This window comes from Microcoleus sp. LAD1_D3 (assembly GCF_036702135.1).
Lineage (GTDB): Bacteria > Cyanobacteriota > Cyanobacteriia > Cyanobacteriales > Microcoleaceae > Microcoleus.
Genome location: NZ_JAUBSB010000062.1, coordinates 15,015 through 33,958 on the forward strand (window position 1 = coordinate 15,015; position 18,944 = coordinate 33,958).

Sequence of the window (18,944 nt, forward strand, 5' to 3'; positions counted from 1 at the left end):
CTGCCCAACCCCTACTCCCCACAAGAAAGAAAATGTAGTTGTTGTGGAACAGGCATCTTGCCTGTTAAGCGAGAATGGTGCAAGATGTGAGTTCAAACTGAAATGTTTTACCATTTCGCTTAACAGGCTATTCGGGCCTGTGAAGCCAAGAGTGAGTTTGATATTGTGGGCCGTTGCTCTTCTGGCCCGCCCCTCCCAGACTTATGGAGAATGGTGCAATAAATCAGATGATTTCGACTTAGGTCGATCGCGCCCAATGATCTGTATCAGTAGTTACGAAAAAACTCTGAGTAGAAATACACTATTTTGATATAAATTGATCGACGGTGCTGTTGTCAGTAAACTACAGCAGAAGGAGAAAAGGAAGGGCAAAGGGAAGATGATTTCCAATCAAAACTCAAAACAATTTCCAATTCCCAATTCCTCTTAAGATGGCTATGTTTTCTAAACCGCTCAATCGCTTTGCTACCAAAATTATCGGCAAAGTTCCATTACAAACTGTGTTCGTGGTTCCTTTTTTAGTGCAAATTGTCGGCACCGTAGGAGTTGTAGGTTGGCTGTCGTTCCAAAACGGTCAACGGGCGGTCAACGATGTTGCCGCTCAGTTGCGGGGAGAAATTAGCGATCGCATCAAAGACCGCATGGAAAATTATATGTCAATTCCCCACATAGTCAATCACCTGAACGTTCAAGGCATAAAATTGGGGCAGTTGAACCTAGAAGACAACCAAAAACTAGAACATCATTTCCTCGAACAAATTCAATATTTTGATTCGATCAGCATCATTTACACAGGCAAAGAAAATGGAGAACATTCGGGAGCAATCCGCACTAAAGAGCTGACTTTGATATCTGCTGCCGACAGCTCTACTGGCAATAAATTAGCTCGATATACTGGTGACTATCGGGGAAATCGCCTTCAATTAGTGGAAATTTCACCCGATATTTACGACCCGCGAACTCGCCCGTGGTACATAGCTGCCGCTGCCGCCAAAAAACCTATTTGGACTCCAATTTATACAGATTTTTTGACGAGGGAACTGGCAATTACTGCTGCTTTGCCTATCTACGACGACGCTGGCAAGTTGTTAGGCGTAGCGGGCAGCGATTTGCTGTTTTCCCGCATCAAAGAATTTCTGGTTAGCCTCAAAATTGGCAAATCGGGACAAACTTTTGTCATGGAGCGATCGGGGATGTTAATTGCCACTTCAACGGCGAGTCAAGAATTCGTCGTGGTGGAAGGTAAAGAAACAAGACGCATCAAAGCTTCAGAAAGCGAGAATCCGGTAATTCGACAAACCGCACAACATTTAGATAAATCCTACGATAGCTTAGCTAAAATCAATAATTCTCAACAGCTTACTTTTGATGTTGATGGCAAGCGAAATTTTATTCAGGTAGCTCCTTTTGCAGACAATAGAGGGTTGGATTGGCTGATTGTAGTAGTTGTGCCAGAATCGGACTTTATGGAACAAATTAACGCCAATACGCGCACGACTTTTTTGCTGTCGGTTGCAGCTTTGATCGGGGCGACAATTCTGGGGATTCTTACTGCTAAATGGGTGGTGCAGCCGATTTTAAAATTGAATGCGGCGGCGAAAGCTTTGGCGCGGAATGAATGGGATACAAAGCTCACTCTAAATCGCCAAGATGAACTCGGAGAACTTGCCACTTCTTTTAACAGCATGGCAGAGCAATTGCAGCATTCCTTTACTTCGCTCTCGGAAAGCGAAAACCGAGTAAAACAATTTCTCAATGCAGTACCGCTAGGGATTTTTATTGCCGATGGAAACGGTCAACCTCACTACATTAATCCTATAGGAGAGCAGCTTTTAGGTCAAGGACTTGTGGCAGCCGATGCCGAAAATTTGCGCCAATCCTACGGAGCTTATTTAGCTGGAACTCAGGAAATTTATCCGGCGGAACGCGACCCAATGTTAAATGCTTTGCAGGGCAAAAATGTCACTGTTGATGACATTGAAATCTGCTCTAAAGACAAAACTGTTCCCATGCAAATTTCGGGGACTCCTATTTACGACGCCCAAGGAAATATTATCTATGGAATGTGTGCTTTTCAAGATATTACAGAACGCAAACTAGCCGAAAAATTATTAAGGGAATACAACGACAATTTAGCAGTGCAAGTTGCAGAACGTACCGCCGATCTTGCCAAGGCAAAAGAAAAGTTTTCTAAAGCTTTTCGTTTAAGTCCTAATGCGATTACCCTGACTAGAATCAGCGATGGTCGCCACATAGAAGTCAATGAAAGCTTTTGTCGAATGATGGGCTACAGTCACGAAGAAATTATTGGAAAAACAGCGGTGCAGCTCAATTTTTGGGCGAGTTTGGGAGAGCGGGATCGCATGATTTCAATGTTAAAAAACAAGACTGCCCTTCACAATTATGAGCTGAGGTTTCGCAATAAAAATGGTACAGAAAGAACGGCACTGCTGTCGATTGAAACCATCGATATTGAGGGAGAAGCTTGTTTTTTGTCTATTTCTAGTGATATTACCGATCGCCAAAAAGCAGAAACTGCCCTCCGGGAAGCAGAAGAAAAGTACCGCAACATTTATGAAAATGCTTTGAATGGAATTTTTCAAACTGCTATTGACGGAAAATACATCAGCGCTAACCCCGCTTTAGCTAACATCTACGGTTACGACTCGCCTGCAGATTTAATAGCAGCACAGCCGAATTTCCATAACCAGCTTTACGTGAAACCCAACCGCCGCGACGAATTTGCAGCGCTGATGAACGAGTACGGGATATTATCAAATTTTGAATCGGAAATTTACCGCAAAGATGGCAGCATAATCTGGATTTCGGAAAATTGTCGCGCTGTCTGCGATGAAGCAGGAACTCTACTTTACTATGAAGGTTTTATTAAAGATATTACTGATAACAAACAAGCGGAAATCAAAATGCAGCAGGCGAAAGAAGCCGCCGAAGCAGCCAACAAAGCGAAGAGTACCTTTCTCGCCAATATGAGTCACGAATTGCGATCGCCCCTGAACGCGGTTATCGGCTTTGCTCAAGTCATGATCCGCAGTAAAACGTTGTCTCAGGAAAATCAAGAAGATGTCGGAATTATCCTGCGGAGTGGCGAACATTTACTGGCTTTAATTAACCAAGTTTTAGACTTGTCAAAAATCGAAGCCGGACGCACGACGATTAATGAAAAAAGCTTTGACTTGTACCAACTTATCGACGATTTAGAAGATATGTTTGCTCTCAAAGCTGAGCAAAAAGGTTTGCAATTAATCTTCGATAGAGACGCAGAAGTTCCCCATTACATTTGTACTGATGAAGTTAAATTGCGGCAAGTCTTAATTAATTTGCTCAATAATGCAATTAAATTTACTTCAGAAGGGGGAGTGTCGGTGCAAGTCAAAGCAGGAAGGCGGAATATACATAAAAACAGCACTGACCAATTGCCCGGCCGCTACTGGCTGCATTTTGAAGTTCAAGATACTGGTGCAGGCATTGCTGCTGAGGAAATTAATCAGTTGTTTGAAGCATTCGTGCAGACGAAAACAGGTAAAGATTCTCAGGAAGGAACGGGTTTAGGTTTAGCTATTAGCCGCCAGTTCGTGCAATTAATGGGGGGTGAAATTACTGTTAGCAGCGAGCTCGGAAAGGGTGCAGTATTTCAGTTTGATATCCAAGTTCATCTGGTTGAAGCTAGTGATATTGAAAGCAAAAAAACTCAACGTCGAGTTGTTGCCCTCGAACCGAATCAGCCGAGTTATCGTTTGCTAATTGTGGACGACAAACCTTTGAACCGCCAACTGTTGGTAAAACTTCTCAGTCCACTCGGATTTGAGTTGAGAGAAGCGAATAACGGTAAAGAAGCGGTTGATATTTTTATGGAGTGGGAACCGCATCTGATTTGGATGGACATGAGAATGCCGGTGATGGACGGCTACGAGGCAACGAAACAGATTAAAACTACAACTGGCGGGCAAGCAACGGCGATTGTGGCCCTAACTGCTAGCGTTTTGGAGGAAGAACGGGCGGTGATTCTTTCGGCGGGTTGCGATGATTTTATGCGGAAACCGTTCCGAGAGGAGGATATTTTTGTGGCAATGGGAAAACATTTAGGAGTACGCTATATTTATGAAGATCCAACCGCAGTAAGTGCCGCAGGTGTAGAGGAGTCAAGTCAGGAGGTGCTGACACCGGAGGCTTTCGCCTCTCTTTCTCCACACTGGATTGCCCAATTCAAGCAAAATATTTTGAGTGTGGACATGGAGGCGATCGCAACTTCGATCGCACAAATCGGCACTGTCAATCCCTCTCTTGCGGGCAAGCTTCAAGATTGCATTAATAATTTTGAATATGACAAAATTTTGAACATAATCGAACTCAGCGAGAAACAGTAAATACCCGATGACTTCAACTTCACCTAAAACCAATCGAGCTAATATTTTAGTAGTGGACGATACGCCCGAAAATCTGCGGCTGCTAACCGGAATTTTGAGCGAAAAAGGCTATCAAGTTCGCCCTGTCCCCAACGGCAAGCTAGCATTATCGGCCGCTCAAAAAATGCCCCCCGATCTAGTGCTGCTGGATATTATGATGCCAGAGATGGACGGCTATCAAGTTTGCCAGGAACTCAAAGCTTCGGAAATTACCAAAGACATTCCTGTTATTTTTATTAGTGCGATTAATGACGTGCTGGATAAAGTTAAAGCCTTTGCAGTGGGAGGAGTAGACTTTATTACTAAACCGTTTCAGGTTGAAGAAGTTTTAGCCCGGATAGAAACTCATTTAAAAATTTGTTCTCTGCAACAAACTTTGCAAGAAAAAAATCAAGATTTAGCAACTGCCCTGCACCAACTCCAAGCCACCCAAGAGCATTTGATTCAATCGGAAAAAATGGCCGCTCTCGGACAACTAATTGCCGGCATTGCCCACGAAATTAATACCCCCCTAGGCATTATAGGTTCCTCTATCAATAATATAGCTAATTTTTCGGATGAGTTTTTACAAAACTTTCCTAAAATTTTTCAAGAACTTTCTCACGAAAACCAAGGTTATTTTTTTAATTTACTCTACAGAACTACACATCAAGAAACTTTATTTACAAGCAGAGAGAAGCGGAAATTTAAGCAGCAGTTGACGGGGGAGTTGATGGCAGAATTTGTGGAAAACTCCGAGGAAATTGCGGATACTTTAGTTGACATGGAAATCTATGAAAAAATAGAAGAGTTCTTGCCACTTTTTAAATCGCCGGATTGGGAAGTGGTTTTAAATAGTGCTTACCAGTTTGCGAGCTTTAAAAAAAGTATTAGCCTGATCCAAAGAGCAACAGCGAAGTCGGGGAAAGTAGTATTTGCCCTAAAAACCTACGCTCATTTTGATAGCAAACCAGAAAAAATCCAGGCGAACTTGCACGACGGCATTGAAACGGTGTTAACCCTTTATCAAAATCAACTGAAACATGGCATAGAAGTAGTTAAAAATTATGGAGATTTACCCAAAATTATGTGCTATCCCGATGATTTAAATCAAGTTTGGACGAATCTCCTTCATAATGCCCTGCAAGCAATGGATTATAAAGGTATTTTGACCATTGAAACTCGGCAGCAAGAGGCAAATATTTTCCTCACATTTACTGATAACGGCAAAGGCATTCCCCCAGAAGTTATTCCCAAAATTTTTCAGCCGTTTTTTACCACTAAATCTGCGGGCGAAGGTAGCGGTTTGGGATTGGATATCGTGAGAAAAATTGTCGAAAAACACGAAGGCACAATTACTGTAGATTCTGTACCGGGGCAGACAAATTTTACAGTCTCGCTGCCAATTTATTAAACAAAACTTACCTGCCGGGGCTGATTCCCGGTGATACTCGTCGCTGTCTCGCTGACAAATACAAGATTTATTGCGAGCAACCGGGTTTATCTTCGGAAGTCATATTAAAATAATACCACTTTTAAAAAAAAATGTAACTGTAGGCAAGTTCCCAACCCTTAGGAAATTAGTCATTCCCATCTAAAATCTAAAATGGTATAAGATAGGGGACAGATATCCTACATCCTTGCCCGAAATCAATAACGTAAAAGCAAGTTATGTCGGTAAACCTACTAAAATTCAAGCAGAGAGGAAAAGATGAATAAGCCTATAATTCTTTGCGTTGATGATGAACCCGATATCTTGAATACTCTCAAGATGCAGCTAAAGAAGGAATTTAAAAATGATTACTTTTATGAATTAGCTGAAAGTGGTGATGAAGCTTTGGATTTACTTGAGGAGTTTCAAGAAGAATCTCAGGTGATTGTGGTTGTTTCTGATTGGCTGATGCCGGGAATTAAAGGTGACGAACTTTTAATTAAAGTTCACCAAAAATATCCTAAAATTATTAAGGTGATGTTGACGGGACAAGCGGAGGCAGCGGCAGTTCAGCGGGCAGTAAAAGAAGCAGATTTATACTGTTGTTTGTACAAACCCTGGCAAAGCAAAGAGTTAATAGAGACTATCAAATCTGGGCTGGCTAAGTTATGAAAAAACCTGTGATTGTTTGTATTGATGATGAACCGGACGTTTTGAACAGTTTAAAGATTGAACTGAAAAAGGCGATCGGCGATCGGTGTATTATTGAAACGGCGGAAGGGGGGGCTGATGCTTTAGATTTGCTGGCAGATTTGCAGGCAGATGAATACGAGATTGCTTTGGTGCTTTCCGATTATATCATGCCGGATATTAAAGGGGATGAACTGCTCAGAAGAATTCACGAAAGCTCGCCGGAGACGCTGACGATTATGCTAACGGGGCAAGCAGATTTGGAAGCGCTGAGTAATGCTATTAAGTATGCTAAATTGTACCGTTACATCCCTAAACCTTGGCAAAATGAAGACTTAAAATTAACGGTAGTAGAAGCAGTTCACAGTTATTTGCAAGACCAAAAGCTAACAGATGAAATTCATAAGCGGCAAGAAGTAAACGAGGAGTTAAAGCTAGCAAATGAGGCGCTGTCTGCGAGTGAAAGCCGCCTGAGTCAATTTTTAGAAGCTTTGCCAGTGGGGGTATCTGTTTATCATCCCGATGGCTCGATCGCCTATTTCAACCAGACAGCGCGGGATTTGCTGGGTGCAGACACTATCCCGGAAAGCACTGCGGAACAATTAGCTGCCACTTATCAACTTTATATTGCCAATACTGATGAGCTGTACCCGCCGGATAATCTGCCAATTTTGCGCGCACTGAAAGGAGAATCTGTCAAGGTTGACGATGTAGAAATCCGTCAAGATGGCAAAAGAATTGCGATCGAGATCAATACCACGCCGATTTTTGACGCTAGCGGAAATATTGTTTATGCGATCGCAGCTTTTCAAGATATTAGCGATCGCAAACAAGCCGAAAAAATACTAGCAGAATACCACCACACCTTAGAAGCCCAAATAGACGAACGCACAGAACAACTGCAACAAGCCGCATTAGCTGCTGAAGCAGCAAACAAAGCTAAAAGCACGTTTATTGCCAATATGAGCCACGAGTTACGCACCCCTCTCAATTCTATACTCGGCTTTGCACAAATCATGGAACCCAGCCCCGATCTTACTGTCGAAAACCGAGAAAATATGAGAATTATTCGGCGTAGTGGCGAACACTTGCTAACCTTGATCAATGAAGTCTTAGACTTGTCAAAAATCGAAGCAGGGCGAATGACGCTCAACCCAAAAGACTTAGACCTTTACCGCTTGCTTGACGATTTGCAAGATATGTTTCAACTGCGGGTAAACAATCAAGAATTGCAGTTGCGTTTCCAGCGCGATGCTGACGTTCCTCAGTATGTGCGAACAGATGATATTAAACTGCGGCAAGTGCTGATTAATCTTTTGAGTAATGCGATTAAGTTTACGCAAAGAGGAGAAATCATCTTAAGAGTTATAAAGTTAGACAAATCGGGATTTATGGATTTATTGGACAGTCCCACATCTTGCTTTGATACCACAAGAAGTATTCGGGAGTTTTCGACAAGTAGCAGTAACTTTGCCCGCCTAGAAGTGAAAGAAGAGGCTGAGAATTTAACTGCTAGGGGGTTTTTCCTTCTGTTTGAAATTGAAGATACAGGAGTTGGCATTTCTCCGGAAGAATTGGAGAATATTTTTAAGGCTTTTGTGCAAACAGCATCCGGTCAAAAAATTCAGAAAGGCACGGGTTTAGGATTGAATATTAGCCGTCAATTTGTCCGCCTGATGGGAGGAGAAATTGTCGTAGAAAGTCAACTGGAACTCGGCACCACTTTTAAATTTGAAATTCCAGTCGGTGCGGTTTATGCTGCTGATATTCCAGATCCGCAAATTCACCGCGAAGTTACTGGGTTGGAACCCAATCAACCGTGCTACCGGATTTTAATTGTGGACGATCGCGAAGACAACCGCCAACTTTTAGTCAAAATGCTTTCTCCTTTGGGTTTCGGGGTGGAACAAGCCACCAACGGCCAGGAAGCAATAGAAATGTGGGAAAATTGGCATCCGCACTTAATTTTGATGGATGTGCGAATGCCAGTGATGGACGGCTACGAAGCTACTAAACAAATTAAGGCTAGAATCAAGCAGAGAGAGCTAGAGCAGCAAGGAAACGGGGAAATGAATATTTCCGATCCTGACTCCCCGATTCCAAAGATTATTGCTTTGACAGCTAGTACAATTGAAGGGAGGCAAACGTTTGCTTTATTGGTCGGCTGCGACGATTTTATTAGCAAACCTTTCCGTAAAACAGATATATTTGATACCCTCACCAAACATTTGGGGGTGAAGTATCTCTACTCTAACTCAACGGACTTTATCTCAATAGGCGATCGAAATAATCTATCTGCCACCCCCTGTAATGCTGGGCTTGCTTATTTGCCCAAACTTCCCGCAGAATGGATAGACAACATGAAGCAGGTAATACGCAGTGCAGATTTTGACTTAATTGCCAGGACAATCGAGGAAATAAGGGATGCTCATCCTGAATTTGCCGAAATCCTCCAGGGTCATCTCGATAATTTTGATTACCAGAAAATACTCAATTTAATTGCCGAGGCGGAGGAATCAGATAATGCAGATCAAGGCGGAACAAACTGAAAACTATCAAGCAGATATTTTAGTAGTTGACGATACGCCAGATAATCTGCGTTTGTTGATTAGAATTTTGCAAAAAAATGGCTATAAAGTTAGACCTGTTACTAATGGTTTTTCGGCGTTAGATGCAATTCAATCTAGCGCACCAGATTTGATTTTACTGGATATTATGATGCCGGATATTGACGGCTACGAACTATGTAAAAAATTAAAATCACAATCGGAATTTAGGGAAATTCCCATCATTTTTCTCAGCGCGCTAGAAGAAGGAATAAATAAAGCAAAAGCTTTTGAAGTTGGCGGAGCGGATTATATCACCAAACCTTTTCAGGTGAAAGAAGTATTGGCGCGAGTTAGCAATCAACTTACTGTGCGTTCATTGCAAATGCAATTGCAAGAAAAAAATCAAAAATTGACCGCTCAAAATATCCAGTTGCACCAGGAAATCGCTGAACGCCACCAGGTGGAAATGGAAACGAGATTGCTGCTGGAAGCCACTCAAGCTATTAGCAAATCTGAGGATTTTGAGTCGGCTATAGATGTGATTTTAGGTTTAATTTGCAAAACTATTGAATGGAATCTGGGCGAAGCTTGGATTCCTTGCAGTGAGGGCTTTTTAAAATGCGCTACAGGCAGGTATGTCAGTGACTCGAGTTTTGCCCAATTCCGACAAACAAGTTGGCAGTTGATTTTTGCTCCCGGTGTGGGACTCCCAGGTAGGATTTGGCAGTCGCAGCAGTCTGAATGGATCGATGATGTTTCTACTGCACCGGAACAAGTTTTTTTACGCGCGGAAATTGCGGTTAGTGTGGGATTGAAAGCTGCTTTTGGGGTGCCTATTTTGGCGGACAACCAAGTGTTAGCTATTTTAATTTTTTATCGCGAAAAAGTTCTGAAATGTCAGCCACGCTTGTTAGAATTAGTGAGCGCGGTTGCTACGCAGCTTGGTTCGTTGATTCAGCGGAAACAAGCTGAAGCAGCGCTGAAAGTGCAGCAAGCACAAACAGAAAAATTGCTGCTGAATATTTTACCGAAACCTATTGCGGATCGCTTGCAAAAAGAGCAAAAGTTGATAGCGGATAATTTTGATGAGGTAAGCGTCTTGTTTGCTGATTTGGTGGGTTTTACACAGTTTTCTGCTCACAAAAGTCCGACGCAGTTGGTAGAAATTTTGAACGGGATTTTCTCGGAGTTCGATAGGTTGTCTGAATTGCACGGGTTGGAAAAGATTAAGACGATTGGGGATGCTTATATGGTGGTTGGGGGTGTGCCGACGCCGCGGGAGGATCATTCTGAGGCGATCGCACTTTTAGCTTTGGAGATGCAGGCAGCTTTGAGGAGGTTTAATGCCAAAATGGGAGAAAATTTTCAATTGCGGCTCGGAATTCACAGCGGTTCGGTGGTGGCTGGAATTATTGGGATTAGTAAATTTAGCTATGATTTGTGGGGGGATACTGTTAATGTTGCTTCACGCATGGAGTCGAACGGATTGCCTGGGAAAATTCAAGTGACTGCGGCGGCTTACGAGCGTTTGAAAGAGCAGTTTGTTTTGGAAGAACGGGGTCATATCCCGGTTAAAGGTAAAGGAAGAATGCTGACTTACTGGTTAATTGAAGAACAAAAGAAATCTTTTTAATTTTTTGATGTAAATTTCAATTAATATGAAAAGTAGACCGCATTTATACTTTCAGGAGGGCTCATCCTTTGCAAAAAGTTGAAACAAAATCGCCGACAGCATGGAAAAAAGTCCTGGTTATTTTAATATCACTCGTAGCAGTAGCGGTACTGTCGATCGCTACTTTTATCGCTATACCCGGAGAAAAGACAATGTTTGCTGGAACAAGACCTGCCAATATCGGGATTCAGTCAGGAAAACTCGCAGCGTGCCCGAGTTCCCCCAACTGCGTCAGCAGCTTCAGTCAAGATGCCGAACACAAAATTGAGCCTTTGGCATACACTTCGTCGGCTGCTGAAGCGCTGGCAAAGCTCACAGGGGCGATCGACTCCTATGGAAAAACTAAAATTATCACGGCAACTGATAATTACCTGTATGCGGAGTTCACCAGCGCTTTGATGGGGTTTGTTGATGACGTTGAATTTTTGGTAGATGATGCAGCAAAAGTCATTCATGTGCGATCGGCTTCGCGTCTGGGAGAGTCGGATTTAGGAGTTAACCGCACAAGGATAGAAGCTATCAGAACTCAATTCAATCAACTCTGAACTTAAAATTTCTAGCTTCCCGGAAGCCCCTCTCCTGCAAGATGAGGGGCTTTGATATTTGTGTATTACTATATAAGGTTGATTTTTCACCACCTAGTTAACAATTATTAACAGTAGGCACAGCGCAAAGGAGTGTCCTGCAGGGGGAGTAGGACACAGCAATGCCGTGTCCCTACGGTTGGCTTTGAGTTTTAATAGTTGTTATAAGATTGACGATTGTAGAGTTTTAGAATCTTTAAAATAGCTGAGCGCGGTAGCACAGAAGCAGAGATGCCGTAGTATTCCTATAGTATTAAACAACCTAAATTATACACTTCTGACTTTAGGGAGAGGGAAGTGAACGAATTAATTTCTACTATTAATTTAAGTAGAGCAAAGAGGAAAAAACACATGGCACTTCAAAAATTAGCAGAATTTTATCCTAATTATCAGGAAGAAATCTTTGCTGGAGACGACATCAAGGGATTTGACGTTTATGCTGGCGACTCGGATGAAAAAGTAGGCACGGTTTATGATGCTTTGGTTGATGACAGTGGTCGTTTCCGCTATCTGGTAATTGATACCGGTATTTGGATTTTTGGCAAAAAAGTATTGTTGCCCATCGGCTCTGCCCGCTTCGACTACGGAGCCCGTCGCGTCCACGCCACAGGTCTTCGCAGCAAAGCTCAAGCAGAACAATTGCCGGCTTACAATGAATTAGAACCATTAGATTACGATGGCGAAGAACAGGTAAGAGGCGTCTACCGCAATCAAGAAACTGCCGCTGCAAGCACTGCAACTCCTGCTAGCTACGATCGCAGCAACTACAGCTACGATATCGACCGCCCCCTCTACGAAACCAACGAACAGCAGCACCAAAATCTCAAGCTTTATGAAGAACGCTTGATTGCCAACAAACACCGCGCAAAAACAGGCGAAGTAGCAGTTGGCAAGCGCGTAGAAACTGAAACAGCGCGAGCTTCAGTACCCATTGAAAAAGAACGAGTTGTAATCGATCGAGTAACCCCGGTAGAAGCGGGTCGAGTAGTCTCAGTCGGTGAGGCTGACTTCCAATCAGGGGAAGTTGCACGCATGGAAGTCTACGAAGAAACGGCCGACATTCACAAGGAAGCTTTCGTGCGCGAAGAAGTCAACGTCAGAAAAGAAGTTGTTCGCAGCACGGTTGAGGGCGAAGAAACCTTGCGTCGTGAAGAATTAGACATTAAGACCGATGGAACTGCGGTTGTAGATAATAAAAACATCTAAACCAACCGCAACAGCTATTGCATAGGAATTGCGCCTTAATGACATAATTCTGTCACCGCGCAGGTTTGATTGGAATGGTGGCGATCGCGCAATTCATATGTGAGCGGCGGGGGGGTACAAAACTTGTCTGGTTTTGGCAACGTTTATGCACTTTCCCCGCCTTTACCAATTTCCCCTTACCAATTCATAATAAAAATCCCTAAGCAGGAAAGTTTAAAAAATGAACGGTCAAGCATCAGCCGAAAAGATAGCAAGTGCCAAATCAATAACCCGTCTCAACCGGGTGCCTGAAAAAGTCAGAACTAAGCTAAAAAGTTTTACCGTCAAAGACAACCAAGGTCTCTTAGTAGGCAAGGTTAAAGATGTCTATTTTGATGCTAACGGTCAGTTAAACTTTGTGGTGGCAGGGCTAGGCAGCGAAACTCCCCGCACTTTTTTATTAAGTATTAAGCTGCTAAAAAAAGTCGATTATCACCAAAAAGCCCTGTTTGTAAGTATCAATTCAGCTCAAGTCGAACTGCTGCCGGGAGTTTCGGCCAATCCGGGGAGTCAGTATTTAGAAAATGCCTCAGAAGCGCATAGTGAATTCAGCAACAGTGAGTTAACAAATCCCTCAACAGCTATGTCAAATCTAACAGATGCCGATCGCACCGATGAAACTTTGGAGACAGATCAGGATGAGGAAAACTTGGATATTGTCGATCAAGAAGTAATTCGCCTGCTAGAAGAACGATTGGTGATCAATCGCAGCAAGCGCAAAGTCGGCGAAGTCATAGTGCGTAAAGAAATTGAAACTCGGATGGTACAAGTGCCTATCCAGTGGGAAAAGCTGATTGTCGAACAAGTCGGCGACGATCCGAAGGTGTTGGCAGAAATAGATTTAGGCGAGGGAAGCATCACCGGTATAGATTTGACGGAGATTAAGAGCGATCGCCAGGAACCGACAGTTAAGGCGGAATTTACCTCTGTGCAGAAAGCTAGCAAAATCTTAAATTCGATCGCCTCTCAACCCCGTCACGGTTGCGTCAAAGTCCGCCTCGAACTCGTTCTCGAAGACAAGCAACTTGAGGATACTTACCAAAAATGGATGACGGAACACCACTCAGAGAGTTAAAATATTCGTCCTTTTCCCTGTAGATTTTAGCTATTAGCGAGAAACTTAAATCTAAGAGCGGACTGTGGCGAGTCGTGCTGGGAGAAAGTTCACCGCTATCTACTTAGATCATGTTGGGTAAATTAACCGTAATTTTGGTAGGGGCGGGTTCACCAATATCTATAATATAAGCCTGAGATCCGTAAACCCGCCCCGACCGGGATATTGAAATTTTTAGCGATCGGCCTCTAGACAAAATTTTACCGACTTGCGGTAAAATTGTGGTGGTCAAATTTAAAAGTATTTGAAAATGCCCAACACCATCTCCGACATTAAAGTAACAACGATCGCAGGCGAAGACAAGCAGCTAGGAGAGTACGCTGGCCAGGTACTCTTGATAGTTAATGTAGCTTCCAAATGTGGCTATACACCTCAATACAAAGGACTCGAAGAATTGAGCCAGAAATACAGCGCGGCTGGACTCCGTGTTTTAGGATTTCCATGCAACGACTTCGGCGGTCAAGAACCCGGAAGTAATCCAGAAATCGTCAATTTCTGTACTACCAAATACGGCGTCACCTTTGAATTATTTGACAAAGTACGCGCTAAAGGCACTCAGCAGCACCCGCTGTACGCTAAGCTTACGAGTGCAGTCGATCCCAAGGGTGAGGTTTCGTGGAATTTTGAGAAGTTCTTAGTTAGCAAACAGGGTGAAGTGGTGGCCAGATTTCGCAGCAGTGTTGGCCCCGATTCACCAGAACTAATTGCTGCTATCGATCGAGAATTGGCGAAATAAGAAGTTCGGCAACTAAGCAGAGTACAGGATTTAACTGATTTAACGGATGGATGTTTAGGGAAGAGAGAAGAAATTAATAGGCTTTTTTTCCAATAAGTTGAAAGCTATTTTTTTTCTTCTGCTCTTCCCCCTTGTGTGCAAGCACTAAACCATGAACAAATAGCGATGATTGTATTTAATTGGAGAACGGTTTAATTTAATGGAAAATACATCGGGATTAGATTTAGTTGTAGGTGTACTTGCCTTCGCAATTCTGGCAGGTGGTCTGGTCATGCTATTTGTAGGCATGGCATCCTTTCCTAAAGAAAAATAATACTAATCGATATGATGTGCGATCGCACTACCCGAATAAAAGTGTTGGTAGTGAGGACTTCAGTCCTCATAGAAATCGGAGGGTTCCAGTCCTGACTACCCACTGAACATGCTTATTTTACATCAGACCATCTGAATAAATCAAACTCCTTTCAATTTGAACATTCGCAATTGATGACAATCATGCAAACTACCGAAAACAACGTCAAAATTGTCCTCGCGCCGGGCAATTTACGCCGCGTTCACCATATCGCTTTAAACGTGCGCGACATGACAGCTTCCCGCCACTTCTACGGTACAATTCTTGGCCTGCACGAACTAACAGGTGCAGAAATTCCCGCAACTTTAACAGAAATGGTAGCGGCTGGTAAAGTCGCTAATTTCGTCACCCCAGACGGCACTGTTATTGACTTATTTTGGCAGCCCGACTTGGAACCGCCAAACCCAGACCCGGAGAAAGCTTTTACCCGCGCCAACCACTTAGCCTTCGATATTGATCCGGATTTGTTCGATCGCGCTCTGGAAGTGCTAAAGTCAAATCAAATTGCGATCGACAGCGGCCCCGTCACTCGCGCTACAGGACGCGGCATTTACTTTTACGATCCTGATGGATTTATCATCGAAATCCGTTGTGATGCAGTTTAAACAGTCGCTATCGGGTTCTCGGTAGTCCGTGTGCACCCTACTAAATTTACTCTTTTGATCGCGGTGCTCCGTACACATCCTACCTTTAGAGTTGTTTTATTTTCCGTCTTTGCTAATAGATTGCTTCGGCCAAGTAAACCGAAAAGTTGCTCCCTCACCTTCAGCAGATTCTAGGGAAATACTGCCCCCTTGACCTTCGACAATTTTTTTCACCAGCGACAAACCAATCCCAGTATTTTCAACTTTATCGCGAGCTTCCAAGGTCTGAAAAATTACAAAAACTTTATCGTGATATTGAGGAGCAATCCCCGGCCCGTCATCCTCTACAGAAAATTCGTAAAAATCATCTAACTCTTTAACCGATATTTTTACGTGACCGGATTCAGCTCGGTTGTGCTTAATTGCGTTGCTAATTAAATTAGAAAAAACCTGCTGCAACAGCAATCTTTCTGTCACAAAATTTGGCATTCCCGGTTCAACTTTCACCTCAAATCCCGATGGTGGCGCCAACGAATCAATAATTTCTGCTAATAACTTCTCAACTTTTACCATTTCTGAAGGCACTTGAATCCGTCCGACGCGGGAATATTGCAGCAGCCCCTCAATCAAACCTTCCATCCTGTGAACTCTGCCGCGCAGCAGGTTCATTTGGTGTAGAGTATCCTCTGTCATCGACTCGCTGAGGTCCTCTTCTATCCAAGTGCTGAGATTGGCGATCGCCCTGAGCGGCGCTTTCAAATCGTGAGAAACTACATAAGCAAACTGGTCTAATTCTTGATTCCGCTTTTTTAAACTATTCGTCGTTTGAGCCAGATTTTGGGCTGTCAACCTCAATTCTTGAGCGCGCAACCGCAGCGATTCCTCCGCTTGTTTGCGATCCCTAATATCTTCTACCACACCCATCAGAAATTGAGTGCCATTTTGTTCTCGCAGCAGCGAAACCGTCAAGTTTGCCCACAGCAACTCTCCGTCTTTGCGGATGTAACGCTTTTCCAGAGAGAAATTTTCAATTTCTCCTGCTAACAATTGGCGCAAAAGTTCCAGTTCGCTTGCCAAATCTCCAGGCCAAGTAATATCCTGAAATTTTTTCTCCTCCAATTCTTGGCGGCTGTAGCCCAAAATTTCGCAAAGTTTTTGATTGACTAACAGAAATTTGCCTTCCACACTCGCTTGAACCATGCCGACTGCCGCCTGTTCAAAAGTAGCGCGAAACCGCTGCGCGCTTTGGGCTAAAGCAATTTCTGAGCGTTTGCGATCGCTAATATCGTTGCTAATTTCCAAAATAGCCACGGGTTGATCTTGATCGTCATACTGCAAAGTCCAGCGGCTTGCCACCGTTATTTTTGTGCCGTCTTTCTTGGTTCGCACCAGTTCTCCTTGCCAAGAACCCTGCTCGAAAAACACTTTTTGAATTACCTCAAAAGGTTGAGTCCATTCTGTTTGTAAAAGCTTGTGAATATTTTTTCCTATTGCTTGCGACTTCCGCCAGCCGTAGAGCCACTTTGCCCCCGAATTCCAATAAGAAATCGCCCCCTTCAAGTCTAGTACGGCGATCGTATCGTTTGCCAAATCCAGCATTTGCGCTTGCTTTCGCAGAGTTTCCTCGGCTTGTTTTCGTCCTCTGGCATCGCGGCAAATAGCAATAAACAAGTGTTGATCTGCCAGACGCATTTCACTGACAGCCAACTCCATCGGAAACTTCGTTCCGTCGTGGCGAAGTCCAACTGTTTCTTGCTGATAAGTCTTCAGGGTAGTATCGGGATGTAACACAAAATATTCGATTGAATAATCCCCCACGGTGCTGTACGGCTGCGGTTGAGATATCAGCCGCCGCAAGTTTGAGCCAATTATTCGATCGGCTTTCTCGCCAAAAATCTTTTCTGCTGCCCTATTAAAAGACTCAATATTTCCCCGTTCGTCCAAAGTAATAATACCGTCAGCCGCATTGTCAACCACAGCTTGAATGCGACTTTTACTTTCTTCCAAGCCAGCTTCCCGCTTCCTCAATTCCTTCTCTAAACTATCAAATAAATACCAGGAAGCCCCTGCACCCAAACAGTTGAAAAGCAAACCAGCAAATTGCAGGAAATTAGTGAAATCTCTCAACTCCCGTATTTGCTTATCTACAACTTTTTGGTAGGCTTCGCTGGCATCAGCAAACGCCTTAATTTTTGCGCGCAGGTTATCCAGGTTCGATTTGCCTTGAACGAACACCTGAATTATTTCCGGCGACTGCACCCTTGTTGCCGAATTGTCTAGCTTATTCAAAGTGTTTTGTAAGAAATTTAGATGTTGTTCGCTACTTTTTTTTATATCTTCAAATCGCTGAGCTTGCAGTTGATTTCCTTGAACCATAACCTTGAGTTTAGCCAGCAGCGGAGGCAAACTCTTCTTTGCTTCTAAGTAGGGTGATATAAATTCGCGACGTTTCGTCAACCCGTAACCCCGAATGCCCGTCTCTGCATCCACCATCGTCGCTAACAAGCGGTTAGTTTCCTGAAGTATTATTTTATTAGTATCTGCTCGCTTTCTTAGGTATAGGGCACTATCGCGGAGACCTGCAATTCCTATCAGCGAGGCAAACAGACAAATCACGGGGATAGCAACAATGACTGTTCCCCGCTGGCGAATTGGTCGGTCTGTCCATACAAATTGGACGGCGCGATCGAGCAAATACTTCACGGATATTGAAGGAGAAAGTTTGCTGCCAGTATATCGCTTTTTGGCAGTTTAGGCTATGGATAAGTTTGTTTTGTTTGGTTTGACGAGCGCCGGGGACTAACCGTGGAAACTAGATTAGACCCCTGCGATAGCTACCTGCTGACACTAACAGCAGATTTTTTTGCACGGTGTTTAAACTGAGGCACGGAGAAAGAAAGGACTTTTTTCGACACCGAGACAGCAGGCGAAGCAGAAAGGATCGTTTCTGCTTTACCTTGGTTTTCGCCTTCGGCTTCTGCTTTTAAACTAGAGTCTGTTTCGCCAGTGTTTGGAACACTTGTAACTACAGTAGTCCACCTGCCTGTAGCCGGATCGCGATAACAAGTAAAAGGGTTTATTTTTAGCGGTTGACTGCAAGGTTTAATCATGTAGATGCACTCCTTTGATTCTGAGAAATTGTGCATTGCTTTCAGCAGCAATGCTATCTCGCCAGTAGAAGCAGTATGAAGGCAAAAAGCAGAATTGTGTTTCTGCGTCCAGAGACTTTTGAAACTTCCTGATTTCCTGTTAACTTTTGCCTTCTACTGCTTCGCGACCATAGCATTACTTTTACCAAATTGCCTTTCTGGAAGCAACCCCCCACCCCCTTAATTAGGTTGAGGTGGGACTTGTGAATGCAGCGAGGCGCCCGATCGTGCCTGCAGGACAATCTTGGAATAATATAGGTATTCTAGGCTGAAAAAAAATGCTACTGTGTGATCGATAACAGAGGTTGATCGCGATCGGTGTCACAATTAAAAAGGGAATGGGTAATTGGTAATGGGTAAGCTGTTGCACATTTAAACTGTGATACAAGCATTGCCCTTATTTTTGATTTTGCGACCCCATTTAATTATTAATT

12 protein-coding genes are annotated in these 18,944 nt (G+C 43.5%); 10 read left to right on the forward strand and 2 right to left on the reverse strand.

Features of this window, described 5'->3' with window-relative positions; genetic code table 11:
* Positions 1 to 437: 437 nt before the first annotated feature.
* The 10 genes from QUA74_RS24725 to QUA74_RS24770 all read left to right on the forward strand — a co-directional run bounded on the left by QUA74_RS24725 (position 438) and on the right by QUA74_RS24770 (position 15,382).
* Positions 438 to 4,385, forward strand: a complete 3,948-nt coding sequence (locus QUA74_RS24725) for a PAS domain S-box protein (RefSeq protein WP_333334388.1) — start codon at positions 438 to 440, stop codon at positions 4,383 to 4,385.
* 7 nt (positions 4,386 to 4,392) lie between these two features.
* Positions 4,393 to 5,817 (forward strand): response regulator, encoded by a 1,425-nt coding sequence (locus tag QUA74_RS24730; RefSeq protein WP_333334390.1) that lies wholly within the window; start codon positions 4,393 to 4,395, stop codon positions 5,815 to 5,817.
* Between the two features lie 297 nt (positions 5,818 to 6,114).
* Positions 6,115 to 6,507: a response regulator gene (locus QUA74_RS24735; protein ID WP_333334392.1), complete on the forward strand. Its 393-nt coding sequence runs from the start codon at positions 6,115 to 6,117 to the stop codon at positions 6,505 to 6,507.
* Positions 6,504 to 9,074: a response regulator gene (locus tag QUA74_RS24740; RefSeq protein ID WP_333334394.1), complete on the forward strand. Its 2,571-nt coding sequence runs from the start codon at positions 6,504 to 6,506 to the stop codon at positions 9,072 to 9,074. Before QUA74_RS24735 ends, QUA74_RS24740 begins: the two co-directional genes overlap by 4 nt.
* Positions 9,049 to 10,707 carry an adenylate/guanylate cyclase domain-containing protein gene (locus tag QUA74_RS24745; protein ID WP_333334395.1) on the forward strand — a complete coding sequence of 553 codons (1,659 nt, stop codon included), beginning with the start codon at positions 9,049 to 9,051 and terminating at the stop codon, positions 10,705 to 10,707. Before QUA74_RS24740 ends, QUA74_RS24745 begins: the two co-directional genes overlap by 26 nt.
* Before the next feature lie 68 nt (positions 10,708 to 10,775).
* Positions 10,776 to 11,291 carry a DUF1499 domain-containing protein gene (locus QUA74_RS24750; RefSeq protein ID WP_333334397.1) on the forward strand — a complete coding sequence of 172 codons (516 nt, stop codon included), beginning with the start codon at positions 10,776 to 10,778 and terminating at the stop codon, positions 11,289 to 11,291.
* Positions 11,292 to 11,681: 390 nt separating this feature from the next.
* Positions 11,682 to 12,536: a DUF2382 domain-containing protein gene (locus QUA74_RS24755; protein ID WP_333334399.1), complete on the forward strand. Its 855-nt coding sequence runs from the start codon at positions 11,682 to 11,684 to the stop codon at positions 12,534 to 12,536.
* A 220-nt stretch (positions 12,537 to 12,756) separates the two neighbouring features.
* Entirely contained in the window at positions 12,757 to 13,650 is an 894-nt protein-coding gene (locus QUA74_RS24760; protein ID WP_333334401.1) for a DUF2382 domain-containing protein, read from the forward strand.
* Between the two features lie 289 nt (positions 13,651 to 13,939).
* Positions 13,940 to 14,425 carry a glutathione peroxidase gene (locus tag QUA74_RS24765; RefSeq protein ID WP_333334403.1) on the forward strand — a complete coding sequence of 162 codons (486 nt, stop codon included), beginning with the start codon at positions 13,940 to 13,942 and terminating at the stop codon, positions 14,423 to 14,425.
* A 495-nt stretch (positions 14,426 to 14,920) separates the two neighbouring features.
* Positions 14,921 to 15,382 (forward strand): VOC family protein, encoded by a 462-nt coding sequence (locus QUA74_RS24770; RefSeq protein ID WP_333334405.1) that lies wholly within the window; start codon positions 14,921 to 14,923, stop codon positions 15,380 to 15,382.
* 96 nt (positions 15,383 to 15,478) lie between these two features.
* Here the strand turns inward: QUA74_RS24770 and QUA74_RS24775 are convergent, their stop codons facing one another.
* Together QUA74_RS24775 and QUA74_RS24780 are read right to left on the reverse strand one after the other, a co-directional pair.
* Complete coding sequence (locus tag QUA74_RS24775; RefSeq protein WP_333334407.1) at positions 15,479 to 18,064, reverse strand: PAS domain S-box protein; 2,586 nt, start codon at positions 18,062 to 18,064, stop codon at positions 15,479 to 15,481.
* A 131-nt stretch (positions 18,065 to 18,195) separates the two neighbouring features.
* Positions 18,196 to 18,471: a hypothetical protein gene (locus tag QUA74_RS24780; RefSeq protein ID WP_333334409.1), complete on the reverse strand. Its 276-nt coding sequence runs from the start codon at positions 18,469 to 18,471 to the stop codon at positions 18,196 to 18,198.
* Between the last annotated feature and the right edge of the window lie 473 nt (positions 18,472 to 18,944).